The organism is Paraeggerthella sp. (assembly GCF_048427265.1).
Taxonomy (GTDB): domain Bacteria; phylum Actinomycetota; class Coriobacteriia; order Coriobacteriales; family Eggerthellaceae; genus Paraeggerthella; species Paraeggerthella hominis.
On sequence record NZ_DBFOSR010000059.1, the window covers coordinates 32848 to 48265 of the forward strand.

The following is a 15418-nucleotide window of genomic DNA, read 5'->3' on the forward strand; positions in this document are numbered from 1 at the left end:
AAGCCCGTGGCGCGCGGTAGCGGCGGGGCGCTTTGCGGGGCATGGACGGCCGGGAGACGGACCGCCCACCATAAACAACCTAACGCGGCGACGGGCCGGGCCGATACGCGGGGCATGGGCGGCCGGGGCTCGCGAATCGACGTTCGAGAGGCGAACGGAAGGGCGGCGGCTTTGCGGTGCGAGCGCGCGTCGCCGCGTGCGGTGCGGACGATCGGCGCGACGCCGCCGCAACACTCTATATAATGGTAGGCGGCGGCCTTGCCCACGAGAGGGACAATCCCGCAGCTTCCATGCGCTTCCCGTGCATTTCGGCACTTCAACGGCTCGGCGGGCACGTCAATGGTACAATCATCGGCCAGAAGATGAGACGTGGGGCCGCGCGCGCGGCCCGGGGGCATGAAAGGACCAACGTGGCGCTTGTCAACGAGCGGGCGCGCATTCTGGGGAACGAATGCGTCGGCCCGAACCTCTATCTTATGCAGCTTTCGTCGCCTGCAATCGCAGCGGCCATCGAGCCGGGGCAGTTCGTTCACATGAAGGTTCCGGGCATGGAGGCGCACATCCTGCGCCGACCGTTCTCGGTGTACGCGCGCGACGCAGCCGAAGGCACGCTCGACGTGCTGTACCAGGTGGTCGGCTTCGGCAGCGACCACATGACGCGCCTCGTGCCGGGCGAATGCGCGGACGCCGAGCTCATCGGGCCCGTCGGCCGCTCCTGGCAGCCGGCCGCCGGCGCGAAGCGTGCGCTTTTGGTGGGCGGCGGCGTGGGCGCGGCGCCTTTGTTCATGCTGTGCGAGAGCCTGGTCGAGGCCGGCGTGCGCACGGACGTGGTGCTGGGTGCGCAGACCGAGGCGGCGCTCACGTGCCGCGGGCGCTACGAGGCGCTGCTGGCCGAGCCGCCGCGCTGCGCGACCGACGACGGCAGCTTCGGTCGCGAGGGTTTCTGCACCTCGCTCGTGTCCGAAGCGCTGGCCGAGGCTTCGGCTTCGGGTGAGCCGTACGACTACCTGGCCGTATGCGGCCCCGAGCCCCTGATGAAGATCGTGGCCGGCATGGCCGCCGACGCGGGCGTGCCCTGCGAGCTCTCGATGGAGAAGCGCATGGCCTGCGGCGTGGGCGCCTGCCTGTCGTGCGTGGTGGACACGGTGGACGGCAAGCTGCGCGCCTGCGTGGACGGTCCCGTATTCGACGCTGCGAAGGTGGTGTGGTAATGGCTATCGAGAACGCGCTGCCCCTCGTGCCCGCTCCTACGAACGTGAGCATGGCCGTGAACCTGGGCGGCCTGGACATGAAGAACCCCGTGACGGTGGCGTCGGGCACGTTCGCCGCAGGGATGGAGTACAACGACTTCGTGGACGTGGCAAGCTTGGGCGCGGTCACCACGAAGGGCGTGTCGCTGCATGGCTGGGAAGGAAACGCCAGCCCGCGTATCGCGGAAACTCCTTCCGGCATGCTCAACTCCATCGGTTTACAGAATCCCGGCGTGGCGCACCTCAAGGCCGAGGAGCTGCCGTGGCTGCACGAGCGCGGCGCCACGACCATCGTGAACGTGTCGGGCCATAGCTTCGACGAGTACGTGCAGGTGATCGAGGCGCTCGAGGACGCGCCCGTGGACGCTTACGAAGTGAACATCTCGTGCCCGAACGTGGATGCCGGCGGCATGACCATCGGCACGTGCGCTGCGAGCGTCGAGGACGTGGTCGGTCGCTGCCGCGCCGCCACGAAGCGCCCGCTCATCGTGAAGCTGACCCCGAACGTCACCGACGTCACGGAGATCGCGCGCGCAGCCGAGGCTGCGGGAGCCGATGCCATCTCGCTCATCAATACGCTTCTGGGCATGGCCATCGACGTCGAGCGCCGACGTCCCGTGCTCGCGCGCGGCGTGGGCGGGTTCTCCGGCCCCGCCGTGAAGCCCGTGGCGCTGCGCATGGTGTGGGAGTGCTCGAAAGCCGTGAAGGTTCCGCTTCTCGGCATGGGCGGCATCTCGAACGCCACCGACGCGGTGGAGTTCATGCTGGCGGGAGCCACCTCCGTAGCCGTGGGCACCGCTAACTTCGTGAATCCTTTCGCGACGGTTGAAATCATCGATGGAATAGCGCAGTATTGCGAGCAGCACGGCGTGGACGACGTGCAGGATTTGATAGGAGCGTTGGAATGGTAAATACGTTCGAGAGCGTGCCGGCGCGCGATCGCGTGATCGTGGCCCTCGACTGCGGCATCGACGAGGCGTTCGACCTTGCCGATCAGCTGCAAGGCAAAGCGACATGGGTGAAGGTAGGCATGACGCTGTTCTACGCGAACGGCCCCGCCATCGTTTACGCGCTGAAAGAGCGCGGCTTCAAGGTGTTTCTCGACCTCAAGTTCCACGACATTCCCCATCAGGTTGAAGGCGCGGCGTACGCGGCTGCTGGCAGCGGCGCGGACATGCTGACCATGCACACCGTCGGCGGCGTGGACATGATGGCCGCCGCCCAGCGCGGCGCCGAGCGCGCGGCAGCGGAGTACGGCCACGAGGTTCCCGCGACCTTGGGCATCACGGTGCTTACCAGCATGAACGACGCTGCTCTTGCGGAAACCGGCGTTTCGCGCGCCATGTCCGACCAGGTGGTGGTGCTGGCCGAGCAAGCCAAGCGCTCCGGCATCTCCGGCGTGGTCGCCTCCCCGCAGGAAGCTGCGCGCCTGCGCGACATCTTGGGACCCGACGCCTACATCGTCACGCCGGGCGTGCGTCCGGCGGGCGCCGACAAAGGCGATCAGAGCCGCGTGGCAACGCCTGCCCAGGCCTTCGAGAACGGCGCTTCCCATATCGTCGTCGGCAGGCCCATCACGCAGGCGGCGGACCCTGCTGCCGCGTTCGACGCCATCGTGGCGGAGCTGTAAAAGCCGAAACGGATGCTGTTCCAACGTTTTCCCAGATGGTCAGCGAAAGTGACGATTGAGCGACGAAAGAACTACGGTTGCGCGATTTGAGTCTAGAATGTGTGACTGCGACCTGAAATTTTTTGAATTTATAGCAATCTACAAGGTCAAACGAGCGATTGCATGCTAGTATCACGGCATCGCTTTTGGAACAGAAGGAGAGAAACTGATGGCTATTCCTCAACTCAGCCCTGAAGAGCGCCAGGCGGCTTTGGAGAAGGCGAAGGCGGCCCGCATCAAGCGCGCCGAGGTTCGCGATGATCTGAAGTCCGGCAAACTCAGCCTTAAGCAGGTTATCGAGATGAAGGATGATCCCATCGTGGGTCGTATGAAGGTCTCCACGCTCATCGAGACGCTTCCCGGCTACGGCAAGGCCAAGGCCGAGAAGATCATGAAGGAGCTGCAGATCGCCGAGAGCCGCCGTCTGCGCGGTTTGGGCGAGCGTCAGCAGACCGCCTTGCTGGAGCGCTTGGGCTAAATTCGCATGCGCGCTGGCAATCTGTTCGTTATATCGGGGCCATCGGGTGCTGGAAAAGGCACGCTGGTGGCCCGTCTGTTGCATGAGGTTCCGGATGCTTGGGTGTCCGTCTCGGTCACGACGCGCTTGCCGCGCGAGGGCGAGGTGGACGGCGTTCATTACCAGTTCGCATCCGGTGAGGAATTCCAACGGCTCGTGAACGAAGACGGCCTGCTGGAATGGGCTACGTACGGGGGGAACCGCTACGGCACCCCGCGTGCGAGCGTTGAGGAGCATATCGCTCGAGGAGACCAGGTTATCCTGGAAATCGACGTGCAAGGCGGTTTCCAGGTGCGCGAGAAGTTCCCTGCGGCGCATCTGGTGTTCATCGAGCCGCCTTCGCTCGAAGAGCTTGAGAAGCGCCTTCGAGGGCGCGGTACAGAGACCGAAGAGGCCGTTGCTGCCCGTATGGAAACCGCACGGGTGGAGCTTTCTCGTAAAATGGAGTATGATATACGGCTTGTGAACGATGATTTGGACGTAGCCACCGCCGCCTTGGTTGGCTACGTGAACGAACAAGCCGAGAAAACACGAGGTTAAATACGATATGAGCATTATCGAACCGAAGATCGACGTTCTGTTGGACGAAACCGACAACGACCGCTTCCTGCTGTGCGCCCTTGCCTCCAAGCGCGCGCACGACATCAACGACATGATGCGCGGCCAGCGCGATCGCGCTATTCAGCTGCAGACCGCCGTGGAAATCGCGCGCGCTGCCGACAAGAAGCCGCTGTCTCTTGCCTTCAACGAGATTGCGCGCGGCGAAGTTTCGTACGATCCTTCGTCCATCGACATCAAGAACCACTAGTACGAAACACGTACTGGTTGACCGAATAGGCGGGCATGGGCCCGCCTATTCGTGCGTTACGACCATTCGCCCTTGGCACGACGGAGCATTCCATGATTGATTACCAGCGCATTTGCCTTGCCCACTACCATGAGATCGGCCTGAAGGGCCATAATCGCTCGACGTTCGAAATGCGGTTGCTCAAGAACCTCGAAGCCCTGCTGAGCGATTTTCCCGTGGTGACCGTCCATCGCATAGCGGGACGCCTGTGCGTGTTCTTGCGCGAAGGCACGGATTGGGAAACGGCGAAGGCCGTTGCGGACGTCATGGGCAAGGTGCCGGGCGTGGCGCGCGTCTCCTGCGGATTCAAGTGCCCGCGCGATTTGGACGTCATGGCCGAGGTCGCGCGTGCGGCTATGCTCGAAGCCGGCGACTTCGAGTCGTTCAAGGTGGCCGCTCGACGCAACCACACCGACTTTCCGACCAACTCGATGGAGATGAACCAGATCGTGGGCGCGGCGTTGTGCCAGGCGTTTCCCGAGAAGAGCGTTCGTATGAAGAACCCCGATCTCACGGTAGGCGTCGAGGTCGTGCAGAACGCCGCGTACGTGTACGCGCGCTCGCTTCCGGGCATCGGCGGGCTGCCGGTGGGAAGCTCGGGCGTCGTGGCGTGCCTGCTGTCGTCGGGCATCGACTCGCCGGTGGCTACGTGGAAGCTCGCGCGACGGGGCGCGGTGTGCATCGGCGTCCACTTCTCCGGTCGTCCGCAGACCTCGGATGCGAGCGAGTACCTGGTGGACGACATCGCGCGCGTGCTCGAGCGCACGGGCTGCATCGCGCGCGTGTACACGGTGCCGTTCGGCGACTACCAGCGCGAGATCGCGCTCACCGTCCCGCCCGAGCTGCGCGTCATCATGTACCGACGGCTCATGTTCAAGGTGGCCGAGGAGCTGGCGCATCGCGAAGGGGCGGGCGCGCTCGTCACGGGCGAGAGCCTGGGTCAGGTTGCTTCGCAGACCCTCGACAACATCCGCTGCACCGACGCTGCCGTGAGCCTTCCGGTGTTCCGCCCCTTGATCGGCACCGACAAGCTCGAGATCATCGCCGAGGCCGAGCGCCTGGGCACGTTCGAGATCTCGGCGCAGGACGCGCCCGATTGCTGCACGCTGTTCATGCCGCGCAGTCCCGAGACGCATGCGAAGCTTGCGGTGGTGGAAGAGGCGGAAAGCGCGCTTCCCGTGGACGAATGGGTGGCCGAGATCGCCGACGCCGCCGAAGTGCGCGACTACGCCTGCCCGGCGTTCAAGCGCAAGAAGAAGCGCCCTCAGAAGTAACCGCACGCTTTTGACCAGCGCGTTTAGATGCGCGCTGGAAAGCTGCTAGATTGTGGCTGGATGCATGCTGAACCTGCGTCGCATCCGGTGGGGATCCGCATTGGATCGAAGCGGAAAAGCCGCTGGAACCGTTTGGTTTTCAGCGGCTTTTCTGCTGGATTCCTCTCATGTTTTCGCTAGGTTGCGTTGCTATGCTTGGTCTTCGAGAGGATCGGAGGTCGGGATGTCGTTTACCGAACAGGCGGAGTCGTTGCGGGCCAAGGCGCACCTGAGCGGCGTGCGTCTTCCCGTGCTCGTCGGCGTAACTGCTTTAGCGGTGGTTGTGCTCGTGGCGGCCGGGGCAAGCTTCCTGTCCGTTTTTTCTTCGGACTCCCTTGTAGTCGAGAAGGCGGGGGAGGCTGACGTCGAGGGGGCTTCGCCTGACCGGCCTCAGGAGCAAGCGCGGACCATCGTGGTCCATGTAGGCGGTTCGGTCCTTGCGCCCGGCGTGTACGAGCTTGCGGAATCCGCTCGCGTGCAGGATGCGATAGAGGCTGCGGGAGGGTTCGGGGAGCAGGCCGCGACGGATGCGTTGAACCTGGCGCGCGTTCTGACGGACGGCGAGCACGTGGTGGTTCCGACGTTGTCCGAGGTGGAGGAGGCTGCCGCTGCCGCCCCGCCCGGCGGGGCGGCAGCGCCCGGCGGGGGAAAGGTGAACATCAACGCGGCATCCGCTGCGGAACTGGATGCTCTCCCCGGCATAGGAATGTCGACTGCCGAGAAGATCGTTGCGGACAGGCAGGCTAACGGGCCGTTCGCCGCGATAGAGGATTTGAAGCGCGTATCGGGCATCGGCGACAAGAAGTACGCCGCCCTCGCCGATTCGATATGCGTGGGCTAGGCGCGTTCGCGCGCGCAATGCGCAGGGCTGCGACCAGGGCTTCCGTGCAGCTTGTGCCGAAACCGCCCAGGCGGGCGCGGGCGGCTTTCGTGCCCGAAGCCGAATACGCCGACGGGTTGCGCGCGGATGCCGGCCGCATTCCCGTTCGCCCCTCGCTGCCGCCCGTGTTCGGGTGCGCGTTGGGGCTTTGGGCGACGTGCGCGGCCGTGGTCGAAGCCGCTCGCCTCTTGTCGGCTTCGGCGTGCGCGGCTATCGGAGCCGTCGGGCTGGTCGTCTCGCTTGCGTGCTTGGCGCTCGTGTGGCGGCGTCGAGGCGCGCTGGCGGGGGTCGTCGTCTTAGGGTGCGCCCTGGGGGTGTGCTGCGGCGGTTGGCACGCTGCGGTGCAGCACGGCTTCGAAGAGCGCGTCCAGGGCCTTTCGACCCGCGCGTCTTTTCAAGCCGTGGCTGACGGGTCCGCGGGCATGTTCGGTTCGACGTGCCTTGCGCGTGCGACCGTTGAAGGCGGCGAGTCGTTTCTCGTGCGCGTGCAGCTTCCCCAAGGCGAAGGGGTTCTGCAGTACGGCCAGGCGTTCGAGGCGCAGGCTTCGTTCTCAGCTCCTTCCGATTCTTCGGCGGCGTACTGCTGGCGCAACGGCGCGGTGGCGTCGGCGCGCGTCTTCGGCTTGGAGCGGGTGGATCGCGGCGGGCCGATGGGGGTGTTGGTCGATCTGCGGTCGCGCGCTATCGGGCTTCTGGCTGACCGCGGCGGCAGCGAGAGCGGGGTTCTTGCCGCGCTTGTCTGCGGATGGAGGGGGCACCTGCCCGAATCGACGTACCAGGCGTTCAAGGTTGCGGGCTTGGCCCACGTGGTGGCGGTGTCGGGTGCGCATCTTTCCATCGTTTCCGCGTTCTGCTGCGCGACGCTGCGCGCGCTGAGGGTTCCCCGCGCGGTGACGGGAGTCGTCCAGGCGGCGCTCCTCTTGAGTTACCTCGTTTTGACGGCCGCGCCGTCATCGGCCGTTCGAGCCGCTGTCATGGCGTTCGCGGGCATGGCTTCGTTCGCGGTCGGGCGCCGTCCTGCGGCGCTGAGCGCTCTGGCGGTCTGCATCGTGGGATTCGCGAGCCTTGATCCGCGTGTCGCCCTGTCCGTCTCGTTCGCGCTCTCGGCGCTCTCGACGTTGGGCATCGTGCTGTTCGCCAGCCTGTTCTCGGCTTGGATCGCCCATGCGGCGCCCCGGGTCCCCCGTTTTGCCTGCGAAGCGCTCTCGCTCACCTTCGCGTCCGCTGTGCTGGCAACGCCGCTTTCGACCGCGCTGTTCTCGCAGTTCTCGCTGGTGGCTCCTTTGGCCAACGTGGTCACCGCTCCTTTGTTCGCGCCCGCGTGCGCGCTCGGGCTGCTGTGCGTGGGAACTGCGACGATGGCTCCCGGGGTTGCCTCCGCTCTGCTCGACGTCGCCTGCGCCGGGTCGTACGTCCTCACCGCGGCCGTCGAAGCGCTGGCGCGCATTCCGTACGCAAGCGTTCCCGCCTCCGTTTCGGTTCTTGCCGCGCTGGCGGTATCGATCGCGCTGGCGGCGGCGCTTTGGATCGCGTGGCCGCGGCCGACTCGGCGCATCGTGCTGGGCGGTGCGGCGTGCGTCGCGTTCGCGGCGGCGTGCTTTCTGGTTGCGCCGCCCGCAGGCGGCGATAGCATCGTCATGCTCGACGTCGGGCAGGGCGATGCGATCGTCGTGCGGAGCCGCGGATCCGCCGTGCTCGTCGATACCGGCAATCAGGATGCAAGGCTGTTCGAGGCGCTTGCGCGGCAGGGGCTCTCGCGCCTCGACGCCGTCGTGGTGACCCATGGGGACGACGATCACAAGGGGTCGCTTTCCTCCCTGGCGGGCATGATCCGTACGGAGCGCGTCTTCGTTGCGCAAGACGCGCTCGCCTGCCCGTGCGATGCGTGTCGAAGCCTGCGGGAAGACGCCGTCGCCGTGGCGGGGGAGGACGGCATCTGCGGCCTCGCGCTGGGCGATAGCGTTCGCGTAGGGTCGATCGATTTGCAGGTCGTCTGGCCGCGGCGCTTCGAGGACGAAGGCGGGAACGCGGACAGCCTGTGCCTCAAAGCGCTTGCGGACGTGGACGGCGACGGTTCGACGGACTGGACCGCCTTGCTGGTAGGCGATGCCGAGCGCGATCAGGTGAAAGAGCTGCTGGACACAGGAGCGGCGGAGGGGGTCGACATCTACAAAGTGGGCCACCACGGATCGAAGAACGCTTTGGACGAGCAGGTTGCCTTTGCGTTGTCCCCGAAGATATCCCTGGTGAGCGTAGGGGCGGGAAATCGGTATGGGCATCCGGCCGCCAAGACCCTCGAGATCTTGGAAAGCGCGGGGTCGCGCGTACTGCGAACCGATGAGTCGGGGGATGTTTCATGCAAATTGGAACCCGATAGAATCGTCGTGGAGACGCTGCGGTAGAATGAAGCCATGACTGCTCAGAAGAAACAAAACGCACCCTTGCTCCCCGTCTACCTGATATGCGGCGAGGACGCCCTGAAGCGAGACACGGTGATGAAGCGCCTTCGCGCTCGCCTTTCCGCTTTGGGGGACCTGTCGTTCAATTCCGACGAATTCAGCGGCGAAACGGCAACCGGCGCCGACATCGTCTCGGCATGCAACACCGTGCCGTTCGCAAGCCCCGTGCGCCTTGTCGAGGTGCGCGCCGCCGACAAGCTGAAGAAAGCCGATTCCGAGGGGCTGGTAGCCTACCTCGATTCACCGGCGGAAACCACCGTGCTCGCCCTGATCGCCGAAAAGCTGGCGAAGAACACGCGTCTGTACAAGGCCGTCGCCAAACACGGAAAGACGGCCGTGATCGACTGCGCTCCGCTCAAGCGCTTCGAGCTTCCCAAGGCCGTTCGCGCCATGGCGGTGGGCCACGGCGTCACGCTTACCGAAGGCGCCGCTGTGAAGCTGGTGGATCTGGTGGGCGAGGACACGGTGCGCCTCGACAGCGAGCTCAAGAAGATCGCGCTTGCGCATCGCGGAACCGATGCCGTGAACGAGCATGAGATCGTCGCCATGGTCAGTCGCACCGCCGAGGTCAAGCCGTGGGAATTCGTCGACGCCTTCGCGGCGCGCGATGCGCGCAAATGCCTGCTGTACCTGGGGCGCATGGACTCGGTGTCTCCGCATGCGCTGCTGGCCATGTGCACGACGCGCCTGCGCGAGCTCGTCTGCGCTCGCGCGCTGGCCGATCGCGGCAATCCGCGTGGTGTGGCTGCGGCGCTCAAGATGCCCGATTGGCGCGTGAAGAACCATGCGACCTGGGCGCGCGGGTTCACCTCCGCGCAGCTGCGCGCGGCCCTCGTCGCCGCGCGCGACGCCGAGCGCGCCATGAAAAGCGGCGCCGATCCGGATGTCGCCTTCCTCGAATGGGTGCTCGGCGTGGTTGCGCGCTAGCGCAGCGAACATCCCTGCACCGCGTTTCTCGCGCGCGTCAAGCGCCGCCGCAGCTCATGTCTCTGCACGGAGGCGCGAGTTGCGGCGGCGCTTTCGCATGCAGGGGCAGCGGGAGCTTCGAGCCGTGGTCGAAAACCGGCGCGAGAATGCGAACAGGCCCCGAAACCGGGGCCTGTTCTCTCTTGATATGCGGAAGGATCGCGGGGCGATCTCCGATAGGGTGGTCGCTATTCAGCGGCTTCCTCGGCGCTCTCGGCCTCAGCCTCGGCCTTGGCGGCTTCGGCAGCTTCCTTCGCCTTGCGCTCTTCGGCCTTCTTCACTTCAGCCATGTGCTTCTCGCGGCGCTTCGCCTTTTCCTCGGACGCGGCCTTCATCTCTGCGAGACGGGCAGCCTTGCGCTCGGCCTTCTTGGAGCCGGTCTTCTGCGCCTTCTTGGCGGGCTTCACGTACGCGGCGCGATCGGCGTCGGTCACGAGGTCCTTGATGAGCAGCATGACGCCGCTCTTGCGGTTGGCAGCCTGGTTCTTGTGGATAACGCCCTTCGAGGCAGCCTTGTCGAGCAGACGGCAGGCGGCCATAGCGGCGGCGAAAGCCTCGGCGCCGTTCTCGGCGGCAACGGCTTCCTTGACGCGACGGATAGCGGTCTTCAGCTCGCTTTTGACGGCGCGATTGCGCATGCGGGCCTTCTCGTTGGTGATGATGCGCTTCTTCTGGCTCTTGATGTTCGCCATGTGTGTGTTTCCTCCAATGGATCACGAACGTAAACTTCTGCGAAGCCTTCGGGCTTCCCGTGCTTCCGGCGTCACGCGCTCGTTGCCCAGGCGTCCGATAGCCACGCATGCGATCCATGAGGACCCAGCTTTCAAAGAAAGCGCTCGATGCATGGGGAACAGGCGGGATTTCTCTGCTCCATCGACCTATCGGTCACCCAGCATCTACGAATCGTAAAGCGCAGCCACGTCTGCTGATTCGGCGATGGAAACGCCCATCGCGCGTACGTATCGCTGGATACACAATTCGATAGAATAGCAAAGGTTGGCCGAGATTGCACGAGAATTTGTCGAAACCGCACACGAAACCATCCATTCGCCGAGAAAGAGTGAAAGAGCCGAGGGGAGGCCCGCCCGTATCCTTCGCGAAATCCCGCTTCGACGCGCTCGCGGTTGCCGTCTTTGCGGCAACGCTTGCGGGCTGCGCGCCCGGGCGCATCGGGCGATCGACGCGAACGAGGCGGCTCCGTTCGCGCGCAGCTGGCGCACGTCGGCTCGTCGAGCCCGCACGCCGCTGTCGTGGAACTGTAGTGGGCGCGCCCTTTCCACCCGGGGCGAATAAGGTAGAATAGGCTTTCGTTTCTCAAGCGCCCGCGCGCGGGCTTTACGTTTTGAAAGACAGGACATGACCACCGACCCTCACTTCATACGAAACTTCTCCATCATCGCGCACATCGACCACGGCAAATCGACGCTGTCCGATCGCGTGCTGGAACTGACCGGCACCGTGTCGAAGCGCGATATGCAAGAGCAGCTGCTCGACAGCATGGACATCGAGCGCGAGCGCGGCATCACCATCAAAAGCCAGGCTGTGCGCGTGGACTACACGGCCGACGACGGCCAGACCTACCAGTTCAACCTGATCGACACGCCGGGCCATGTCGACTTCACCTACGAGGTGAGCCGTTCTCTGGCTGCGTGCGAAGGAGCCGTCCTGGTGGTCGACGCCACGCAGGGCGTCGAGGCGCAGACGGTGGCCAACGCGATGATGGCCATGAACGCCGACCTGGAGATCATCCCGCTGATCAACAAGATCGACCTTCCGGCTGCCGAGCCGGATCGCGTGCGCGAGGAGATCGAGGACGGCCTGGCCATCCCCGCCGACGACGCGGTGCTGGCCTCGGGCAAGACCGGCGTGGGCGTGCACGATCTTCTGGAGGCCGTGGTGTACAACGTGCCTGCGCCCGTCGGCGTGGCCGACGCGCCGCTGCGCGCGCTCATCTTCGACTCGTACTTCGATGCGTATCGCGGCGTGGTGGCGCTCGTGCGCGTGGTGGACGGGCAGATGAAGAAGGGCGATCGCATTCGCATGCTGGCCACCGGCGCCGAAGCGCTGGTGGAAGAGGTCGGCGCGCGCCGACCCGCCGAGACGGCGCTTCCGGCGCTCGGCGTGGGCGAGGTCGGGTACCTGGTGACGGGGCTCAAGGACGTCTCTCAGGTGAAGGTGGGCGATACCATCACGCAGGCCCATGGCGGCGTGAGCGACCCGCTTCCCGGATACCGCGAGGTCAAGCCCATGGTGTTCACCGGCCTGTACCCCATCGACGGCGATCAGTACGAACCGCTCAAAGAGGCGCTCGAAAAGCTCTCGCTCAACGATCCGGCCCTTATCTGGGAGCCCGAGAAGTCGCATGCGCTGGGCTTCGGCTTCCGCGTGGGCTTTTTGGGCCTGCTGCACATGGAGGTCATCAAAGAGCGCCTCGAGCGCGAGTTCGGGCTGGACCTGCTGGCCACGGCGCCTTCCGTGGAATACCACGTGTACAAGCAAGGCGGCGAGATGGTGAGCCTGCATTCGCCGCAGGAGATGCCCGACGCCGGCGAGATCGAGCGCGTGGAGGAACCCTACCTCAAGGCGAAGATCCTCATCCCGCCCGATTACGTGGGCGCGGTCATGGACTTGACCGTGGCGCGGCGCGGCACCTTCGTCACGATGAACTATTTGTCCACCACCACGGTGGAGATGCTGTGGGAGATCCCGCTGTCCGAGCTCATCATGGACTACTTCGACAAGCTCAAGTCCAACACGAAGGGCTACGCGTCGCTTGATTACGAGATGGACGGATACAAGCCCTCCAAGCTGGTGAAGCTCGACATCCTGCTGTCGGGCAAGCCCGTGGACGCGCTGTCGTTCATCGTGCACAAGGACAAGGCGTACGATCGCGGGCGCATCCTGACCGAAAAGCTCAAGAGCATCATTCCTCGCCAGATGTTCGAGGTGCCCATCCAAGCCGCTATCGGCGGGCGGGTTCTGGCGCGCGAGACCGTAAAGGCGAAGCGCAAGGACGTGCTGGCGAAGTGCTACGGCGGCGACATCAGCCGCAAGCGCAAGCTGCTCGAGAAGCAGAAAGCCGGCAAGAAGCGCATGAAGAACATCGGAAACGTGGAGGTGCCGCAAGAAGCGTTCATGGCGATCCTCAAAGTGGACGAGTGATCGAAAGCCCGAGGAGGTTGCATGGCACGTAAGGATACAGAAGAGTTCGACTGGCTGGACGATCCCTTCAACGACAAGAAGGCCGCGCAGCAGCCGGCCGGCATGGGCAGCGGCGCGAAGGCTGCAGTCGGCTGCGGGTGCCTGTTCGCGGTGGTGGCTCTGGTCGTCCTGTTCATATTCGCGGGCATAAGCGCGCTCGACATTCTGTCCAGCATGTAGCGCGCGGCCGTCTCCAACGAGCGAAAAGGCATCATGCACGATTTTTTCCAAAAGCACCGCCTGCTGCTCGCGCCCATGGCGGGCGTGAGCGACGAGGCGTTCAGGACGCTCTGCCGCGAGCAGGGCGCCGATCTCACGTACACTGAAATGGTGTCGGCAAAAGGACTCTCGTACGCGAACGAGAAGACGCGCCACCTGCTTCACCTGGCCGCGGGCGAGGACCAGGTGGCCGTCCAGCTGTTCGGGCACGAACCCGATACGATGGCGGCACAGGCCGGGTGGATCGAGCAGGAAATGGGGGAGAGCCTTGCCTACCTCGACATCAACATGGGCTGTCCGGCGCGCAAGATCGTCACGAAGGGCGACGGCTCGGCCCTCATGAAGGACCCTGCGCTGGCGGCGCGCATCGTGCGGTCCGTGGCGGATGCCGTGGAGCACCCGGTGACGGTGAAGTTCCGCCGCGGTTGGGCGATGGGCGATGAAAGCGCCCCCGAGTTCGCGCGTCGCATGGAAGACGCGGGCGCGGCGGCCGTGGCCGTGCACGGGCGGTTCGCCGAGCAGCTGTACCACGGCAGCGCCGATTGGGGCGTGATCTCCCGCGTGAAGGAGGCCGTAAGCGTTGCGGTGATCGGCAACGGCGACGTGAAGCGCGGCTGCGACGCGGCGGCCATGGTCGAGCGCACGGGCTGCGATGCCGTGATGATCGCCCGCGCGGCAGAGGGGAACCCCTGGTTGTTCGCGCAGGCGAAGGCGGCGCTTGCCGGGCGCGCCGAGCCTGCGATGCCGAACGTAGGCGAGCGCATAGCCATGGCGCGACGTCATGCGCGGCTGCTTTCCGAGCGCGAGGGCAAGAACATCGTGCGCATGCGCAAGCACGCCATGTGGTATCTGGCCGGCTTGCCGGGCGCGGCGTCGGCGCGCGGGAAGATTAACGCCTGCGTGACCGTGGAGGACTTCGACCGGGTGTTCGACGAGTTGCTGGAAAGGGCCCATCATGCCTCATGATCCGTATCGCGCGCTGTACCTGCACCTGCCGTTCTGCGTGAAGCGGTGCGGATACTGCGACTTCGCCACGGCGGCGGTGCCGACGGATGCGCCGGAGATCGACGCGTACGTGGACGACTTGGTGCTTCAAGTTCGTCGCAAGGCGAAAGAAGGCGAGCTGGGCTCCGTCGAAACGGTGTACCTCGGCGGAGGGACCCCGAGCCATCTGGGCCTTTCGCGCTTGTCGATGCTGCTGTACACGCTGTCCTTGTCCATGCGGCTCGAGCCCGACGTGGAATGCACCATGGAAGCGAACCCCGAAAGCCTGACCGAGCGCATGGTGCGCGACATCTGGGCGCTGGGCGTGAACCGGCTGTCCATCGGCGTGCAGAGCTTCGACGACGAGGTGCTGCGCACGCTCGGTCGCGCGCATTCTGCCGACGATGCGCGCCGGGCCATCGAAGCGGCGCTGACCCGGTTCGAAAACGTCAGCGTGGACTTGATGTGCGGCATTCCGGGCCAGAGCGACGTTAGCTTCGAGGTGAGCGTGCGCGAGGCCGTTGCGCTCGGGGCGACCCATGTGAGCGTGTACCCCCTCATCGTCGAGCCGCACACGCCGTTCGACGCGGCTGTTCTGGCGGGCGAGTTGGACGAGGTCGACGACGACGTGGGGGCCTCGCACATGGAGATCGCCGCGCGGGTTCTGACCGAAGCCGGCTTCGAGCGGTACGAGGTGGCCAGCTACGCGCGGCCGGGCTTCGCGTGCCGCCACAACATCGCGTACTGGACGGGCGTGCCCTACCTGGGCCTGGGCCGCAGCGCCGCCACCATGACGCAGAACGCCGAGCGGCGCATGCGGGTGAAGGACGGCGCGGTCACCGACGATCTGGACGCGCGCCAGATGGCGGCGGAAGACCTCATGCTGGGCATGCGCATGACGCGCGGCGTGTCCGACGAGCGGGTCGAGCGCGCGGCGGAGCTGCTGCCGCAAGTAGACGAAGCGCTTGCCAGCCTGAAAGACCGGGGGCTGGTCGTTCACGAGGGCGGTCGCTGGCGACCCACGGAACGCGGGTGGCTTTGCGGCAACGAGCTGTACGGGGATCTGTTCGATCTGGCTCCGTAAGCGCCTCGAGGGGAGCGATCCGCACTTCG

Annotated in this window: 15 protein-coding genes; 14 read left to right on the forward strand and 1 reads right to left on the reverse strand. The window is 65.4% G+C overall.

Going from position 1 to position 15418, the window contains the following annotated elements; translation table 11 throughout:
* The first annotated feature begins 410 nt into the window (after nucleotides 1–410).
* The 10 genes from ACMNI9_RS05870 to holA all read left to right on the forward strand — a co-directional run bounded on the left by ACMNI9_RS05870 (nucleotide 411) and on the right by holA (nucleotide 9862).
* Nucleotides 411–1211: a dihydroorotate dehydrogenase electron transfer subunit gene (locus ACMNI9_RS05870; RefSeq protein WP_216528540.1), complete on the forward strand. Its 801-nt coding sequence runs from the start codon at nucleotides 411–413 to the stop codon at nucleotides 1209–1211.
* Nucleotides 1211–2161, forward strand: coding sequence for a dihydroorotate dehydrogenase (locus ACMNI9_RS05875; protein ID WP_114565717.1), 951 nt, complete (start codon nucleotides 1211–1213; stop codon nucleotides 2159–2161). The genes ACMNI9_RS05870 and ACMNI9_RS05875 overlap by 1 nt, the downstream gene beginning before the upstream one ends.
* Nucleotides 2155–2880 carry an orotidine-5'-phosphate decarboxylase gene (gene pyrF, locus ACMNI9_RS05880; protein WP_225749229.1) on the forward strand — a complete coding sequence of 242 codons (726 nt, stop codon included), beginning with the start codon at nucleotides 2155–2157 and terminating at the stop codon, nucleotides 2878–2880. The genes ACMNI9_RS05875 and pyrF overlap by 7 nt, the downstream gene beginning before the upstream one ends.
* A 208-nt stretch (nucleotides 2881–3088) precedes the next feature.
* Nucleotides 3089–3397 carry an integration host factor, actinobacterial type gene (mihF, locus tag ACMNI9_RS05885; RefSeq protein ID WP_114565715.1) on the forward strand — a complete coding sequence of 103 codons (309 nt, stop codon included), beginning with the start codon at nucleotides 3089–3091 and terminating at the stop codon, nucleotides 3395–3397.
* Between the two features lie 6 nt (nucleotides 3398–3403).
* Nucleotides 3404–3976 (forward strand): guanylate kinase, encoded by a 573-nt coding sequence (gmk, locus tag ACMNI9_RS05890; protein ID WP_114565714.1) that lies wholly within the window; start codon nucleotides 3404–3406, stop codon nucleotides 3974–3976.
* 7 nt (nucleotides 3977–3983) lie between these two features.
* Nucleotides 3984–4244: a DNA-directed RNA polymerase subunit omega gene (locus ACMNI9_RS05895; protein ID WP_114565713.1), complete on the forward strand. Its 261-nt coding sequence runs from the start codon at nucleotides 3984–3986 to the stop codon at nucleotides 4242–4244.
* 92 nt (nucleotides 4245–4336) lie between these two features.
* The gene (gene thiI, locus ACMNI9_RS05900; protein WP_114565712.1) at nucleotides 4337–5557 is read left to right on the forward strand and encodes a tRNA uracil 4-sulfurtransferase ThiI; all 1221 of its coding nucleotides are present in this window, start codon (nucleotides 4337–4339) and stop codon (nucleotides 5555–5557) included.
* A 223-nt stretch (nucleotides 5558–5780) separates the two neighbouring features.
* Entirely contained in the window at nucleotides 5781–6437 is a 657-nt protein-coding gene (locus ACMNI9_RS05905; protein ID WP_225749228.1) for a ComEA family DNA-binding protein, read from the forward strand.
* Between the two features lie 89 nt (nucleotides 6438–6526).
* Nucleotides 6527–8878: a DNA internalization-related competence protein ComEC/Rec2 gene (locus ACMNI9_RS05910; protein ID WP_418831236.1), complete on the forward strand. Its 2352-nt coding sequence runs from the start codon at nucleotides 6527–6529 to the stop codon at nucleotides 8876–8878.
* Between the two features lie 9 nt (nucleotides 8879–8887).
* A complete protein-coding gene (gene holA / locus ACMNI9_RS05915; RefSeq protein WP_225749226.1) occupies nucleotides 8888–9862 on the forward strand; it encodes a DNA polymerase III subunit delta in 975 nt (324 codons plus the stop codon).
* Nucleotides 9863–10089: 227 nt separating this feature from the next.
* Here the strand turns inward: holA and rpsT are convergent, their stop codons facing one another.
* Nucleotides 10090–10593, reverse strand: a complete 504-nt coding sequence (gene rpsT / locus ACMNI9_RS05920) for a 30S ribosomal protein S20 (RefSeq protein ID WP_114565709.1) — start codon at nucleotides 10591–10593, stop codon at nucleotides 10090–10092.
* Nucleotides 10594–11257: 664 nt separating this feature from the next.
* On the opposite strand from rpsT, the gene lepA reads away from it, so the two are divergent.
* The 4 genes from lepA to hemW are packed head-to-tail and all read left to right on the forward strand — an operon-like array spanning nucleotide 11258 to nucleotide 15389.
* A complete protein-coding gene (gene lepA, locus ACMNI9_RS05925) occupies nucleotides 11258–13063 on the forward strand; it encodes a translation elongation factor 4 (protein WP_114565708.1) in 1806 nt (601 codons plus the stop codon).
* A gap of 21 nt (nucleotides 13064–13084) precedes the next feature.
* Nucleotides 13085–13282: a hypothetical protein gene (locus tag ACMNI9_RS05930; protein WP_114565707.1), complete on the forward strand. Its 198-nt coding sequence runs from the start codon at nucleotides 13085–13087 to the stop codon at nucleotides 13280–13282.
* 33 nt (nucleotides 13283–13315) lie between these two features.
* Nucleotides 13316–14287 (forward strand): tRNA dihydrouridine synthase DusB, encoded by a 972-nt coding sequence (gene dusB / locus ACMNI9_RS05935; protein ID WP_225749224.1) that lies wholly within the window; start codon nucleotides 13316–13318, stop codon nucleotides 14285–14287.
* The gene (hemW, locus tag ACMNI9_RS05940; protein ID WP_225749223.1) at nucleotides 14277–15389 is read left to right on the forward strand and encodes a radical SAM family heme chaperone HemW; all 1113 of its coding nucleotides are present in this window, start codon (nucleotides 14277–14279) and stop codon (nucleotides 15387–15389) included. The genes dusB and hemW overlap by 11 nt, the downstream gene beginning before the upstream one ends.
* The last annotated feature ends 29 nt before the right edge of the window (nucleotides 15390–15418 follow it).

What these genes read in the sequence shown, in the direction of transcription:
- lepA (WP_114565708.1), top strand. Translation starts at nt 11,258, where the DNA reads ATGACCACCGACCCTCACTTCATACGAAACTTCTCCATCATCGCGCAC.
- ACMNI9_RS05895 (WP_114565713.1), top strand. Translation starts at nt 3,984, where the DNA reads ATGAGCATTATCGAACCGAAGATCGACGTTCTGTTGGACGAAACCGAC.
- rpsT (WP_114565709.1), bottom strand. Translation starts at nt 10,593, where the DNA reads ATGGCGAACATCAAGAGCCAGAAGAAGCGCATCATCACCAACGAGAAG.
- gmk (WP_114565714.1), top strand. Translation starts at nt 3,404, where the DNA reads ATGCGCGCTGGCAATCTGTTCGTTATATCGGGGCCATCGGGTGCTGGA.
- holA (WP_225749226.1), top strand. Translation starts at nt 8,888, where the DNA reads ATGACTGCTCAGAAGAAACAAAACGCACCCTTGCTCCCCGTCTACCTG.
- thiI (WP_114565712.1), top strand. Translation starts at nt 4,337, where the DNA reads ATGATTGATTACCAGCGCATTTGCCTTGCCCACTACCATGAGATCGGC.
- ACMNI9_RS05930 (WP_114565707.1), top strand. Translation starts at nt 13,085, where the DNA reads ATGGCACGTAAGGATACAGAAGAGTTCGACTGGCTGGACGATCCCTTC.
- hemW (WP_225749223.1), top strand. Translation starts at nt 14,277, where the DNA reads ATGCCTCATGATCCGTATCGCGCGCTGTACCTGCACCTGCCGTTCTGC.
- pyrF (WP_225749229.1), top strand. Translation starts at nt 2,155, where the DNA reads ATGGTAAATACGTTCGAGAGCGTGCCGGCGCGCGATCGCGTGATCGTG.
- mihF (WP_114565715.1), top strand. Translation starts at nt 3,089, where the DNA reads ATGGCTATTCCTCAACTCAGCCCTGAAGAGCGCCAGGCGGCTTTGGAG.
- dusB (WP_225749224.1), top strand. Translation starts at nt 13,316, where the DNA reads ATGCACGATTTTTTCCAAAAGCACCGCCTGCTGCTCGCGCCCATGGCG.
- ACMNI9_RS05875 (WP_114565717.1), top strand. Translation starts at nt 1,211, where the DNA reads ATGGCTATCGAGAACGCGCTGCCCCTCGTGCCCGCTCCTACGAACGTG.
- ACMNI9_RS05905 (WP_225749228.1), top strand. Translation starts at nt 5,781, where the DNA reads ATGTCGTTTACCGAACAGGCGGAGTCGTTGCGGGCCAAGGCGCACCTG.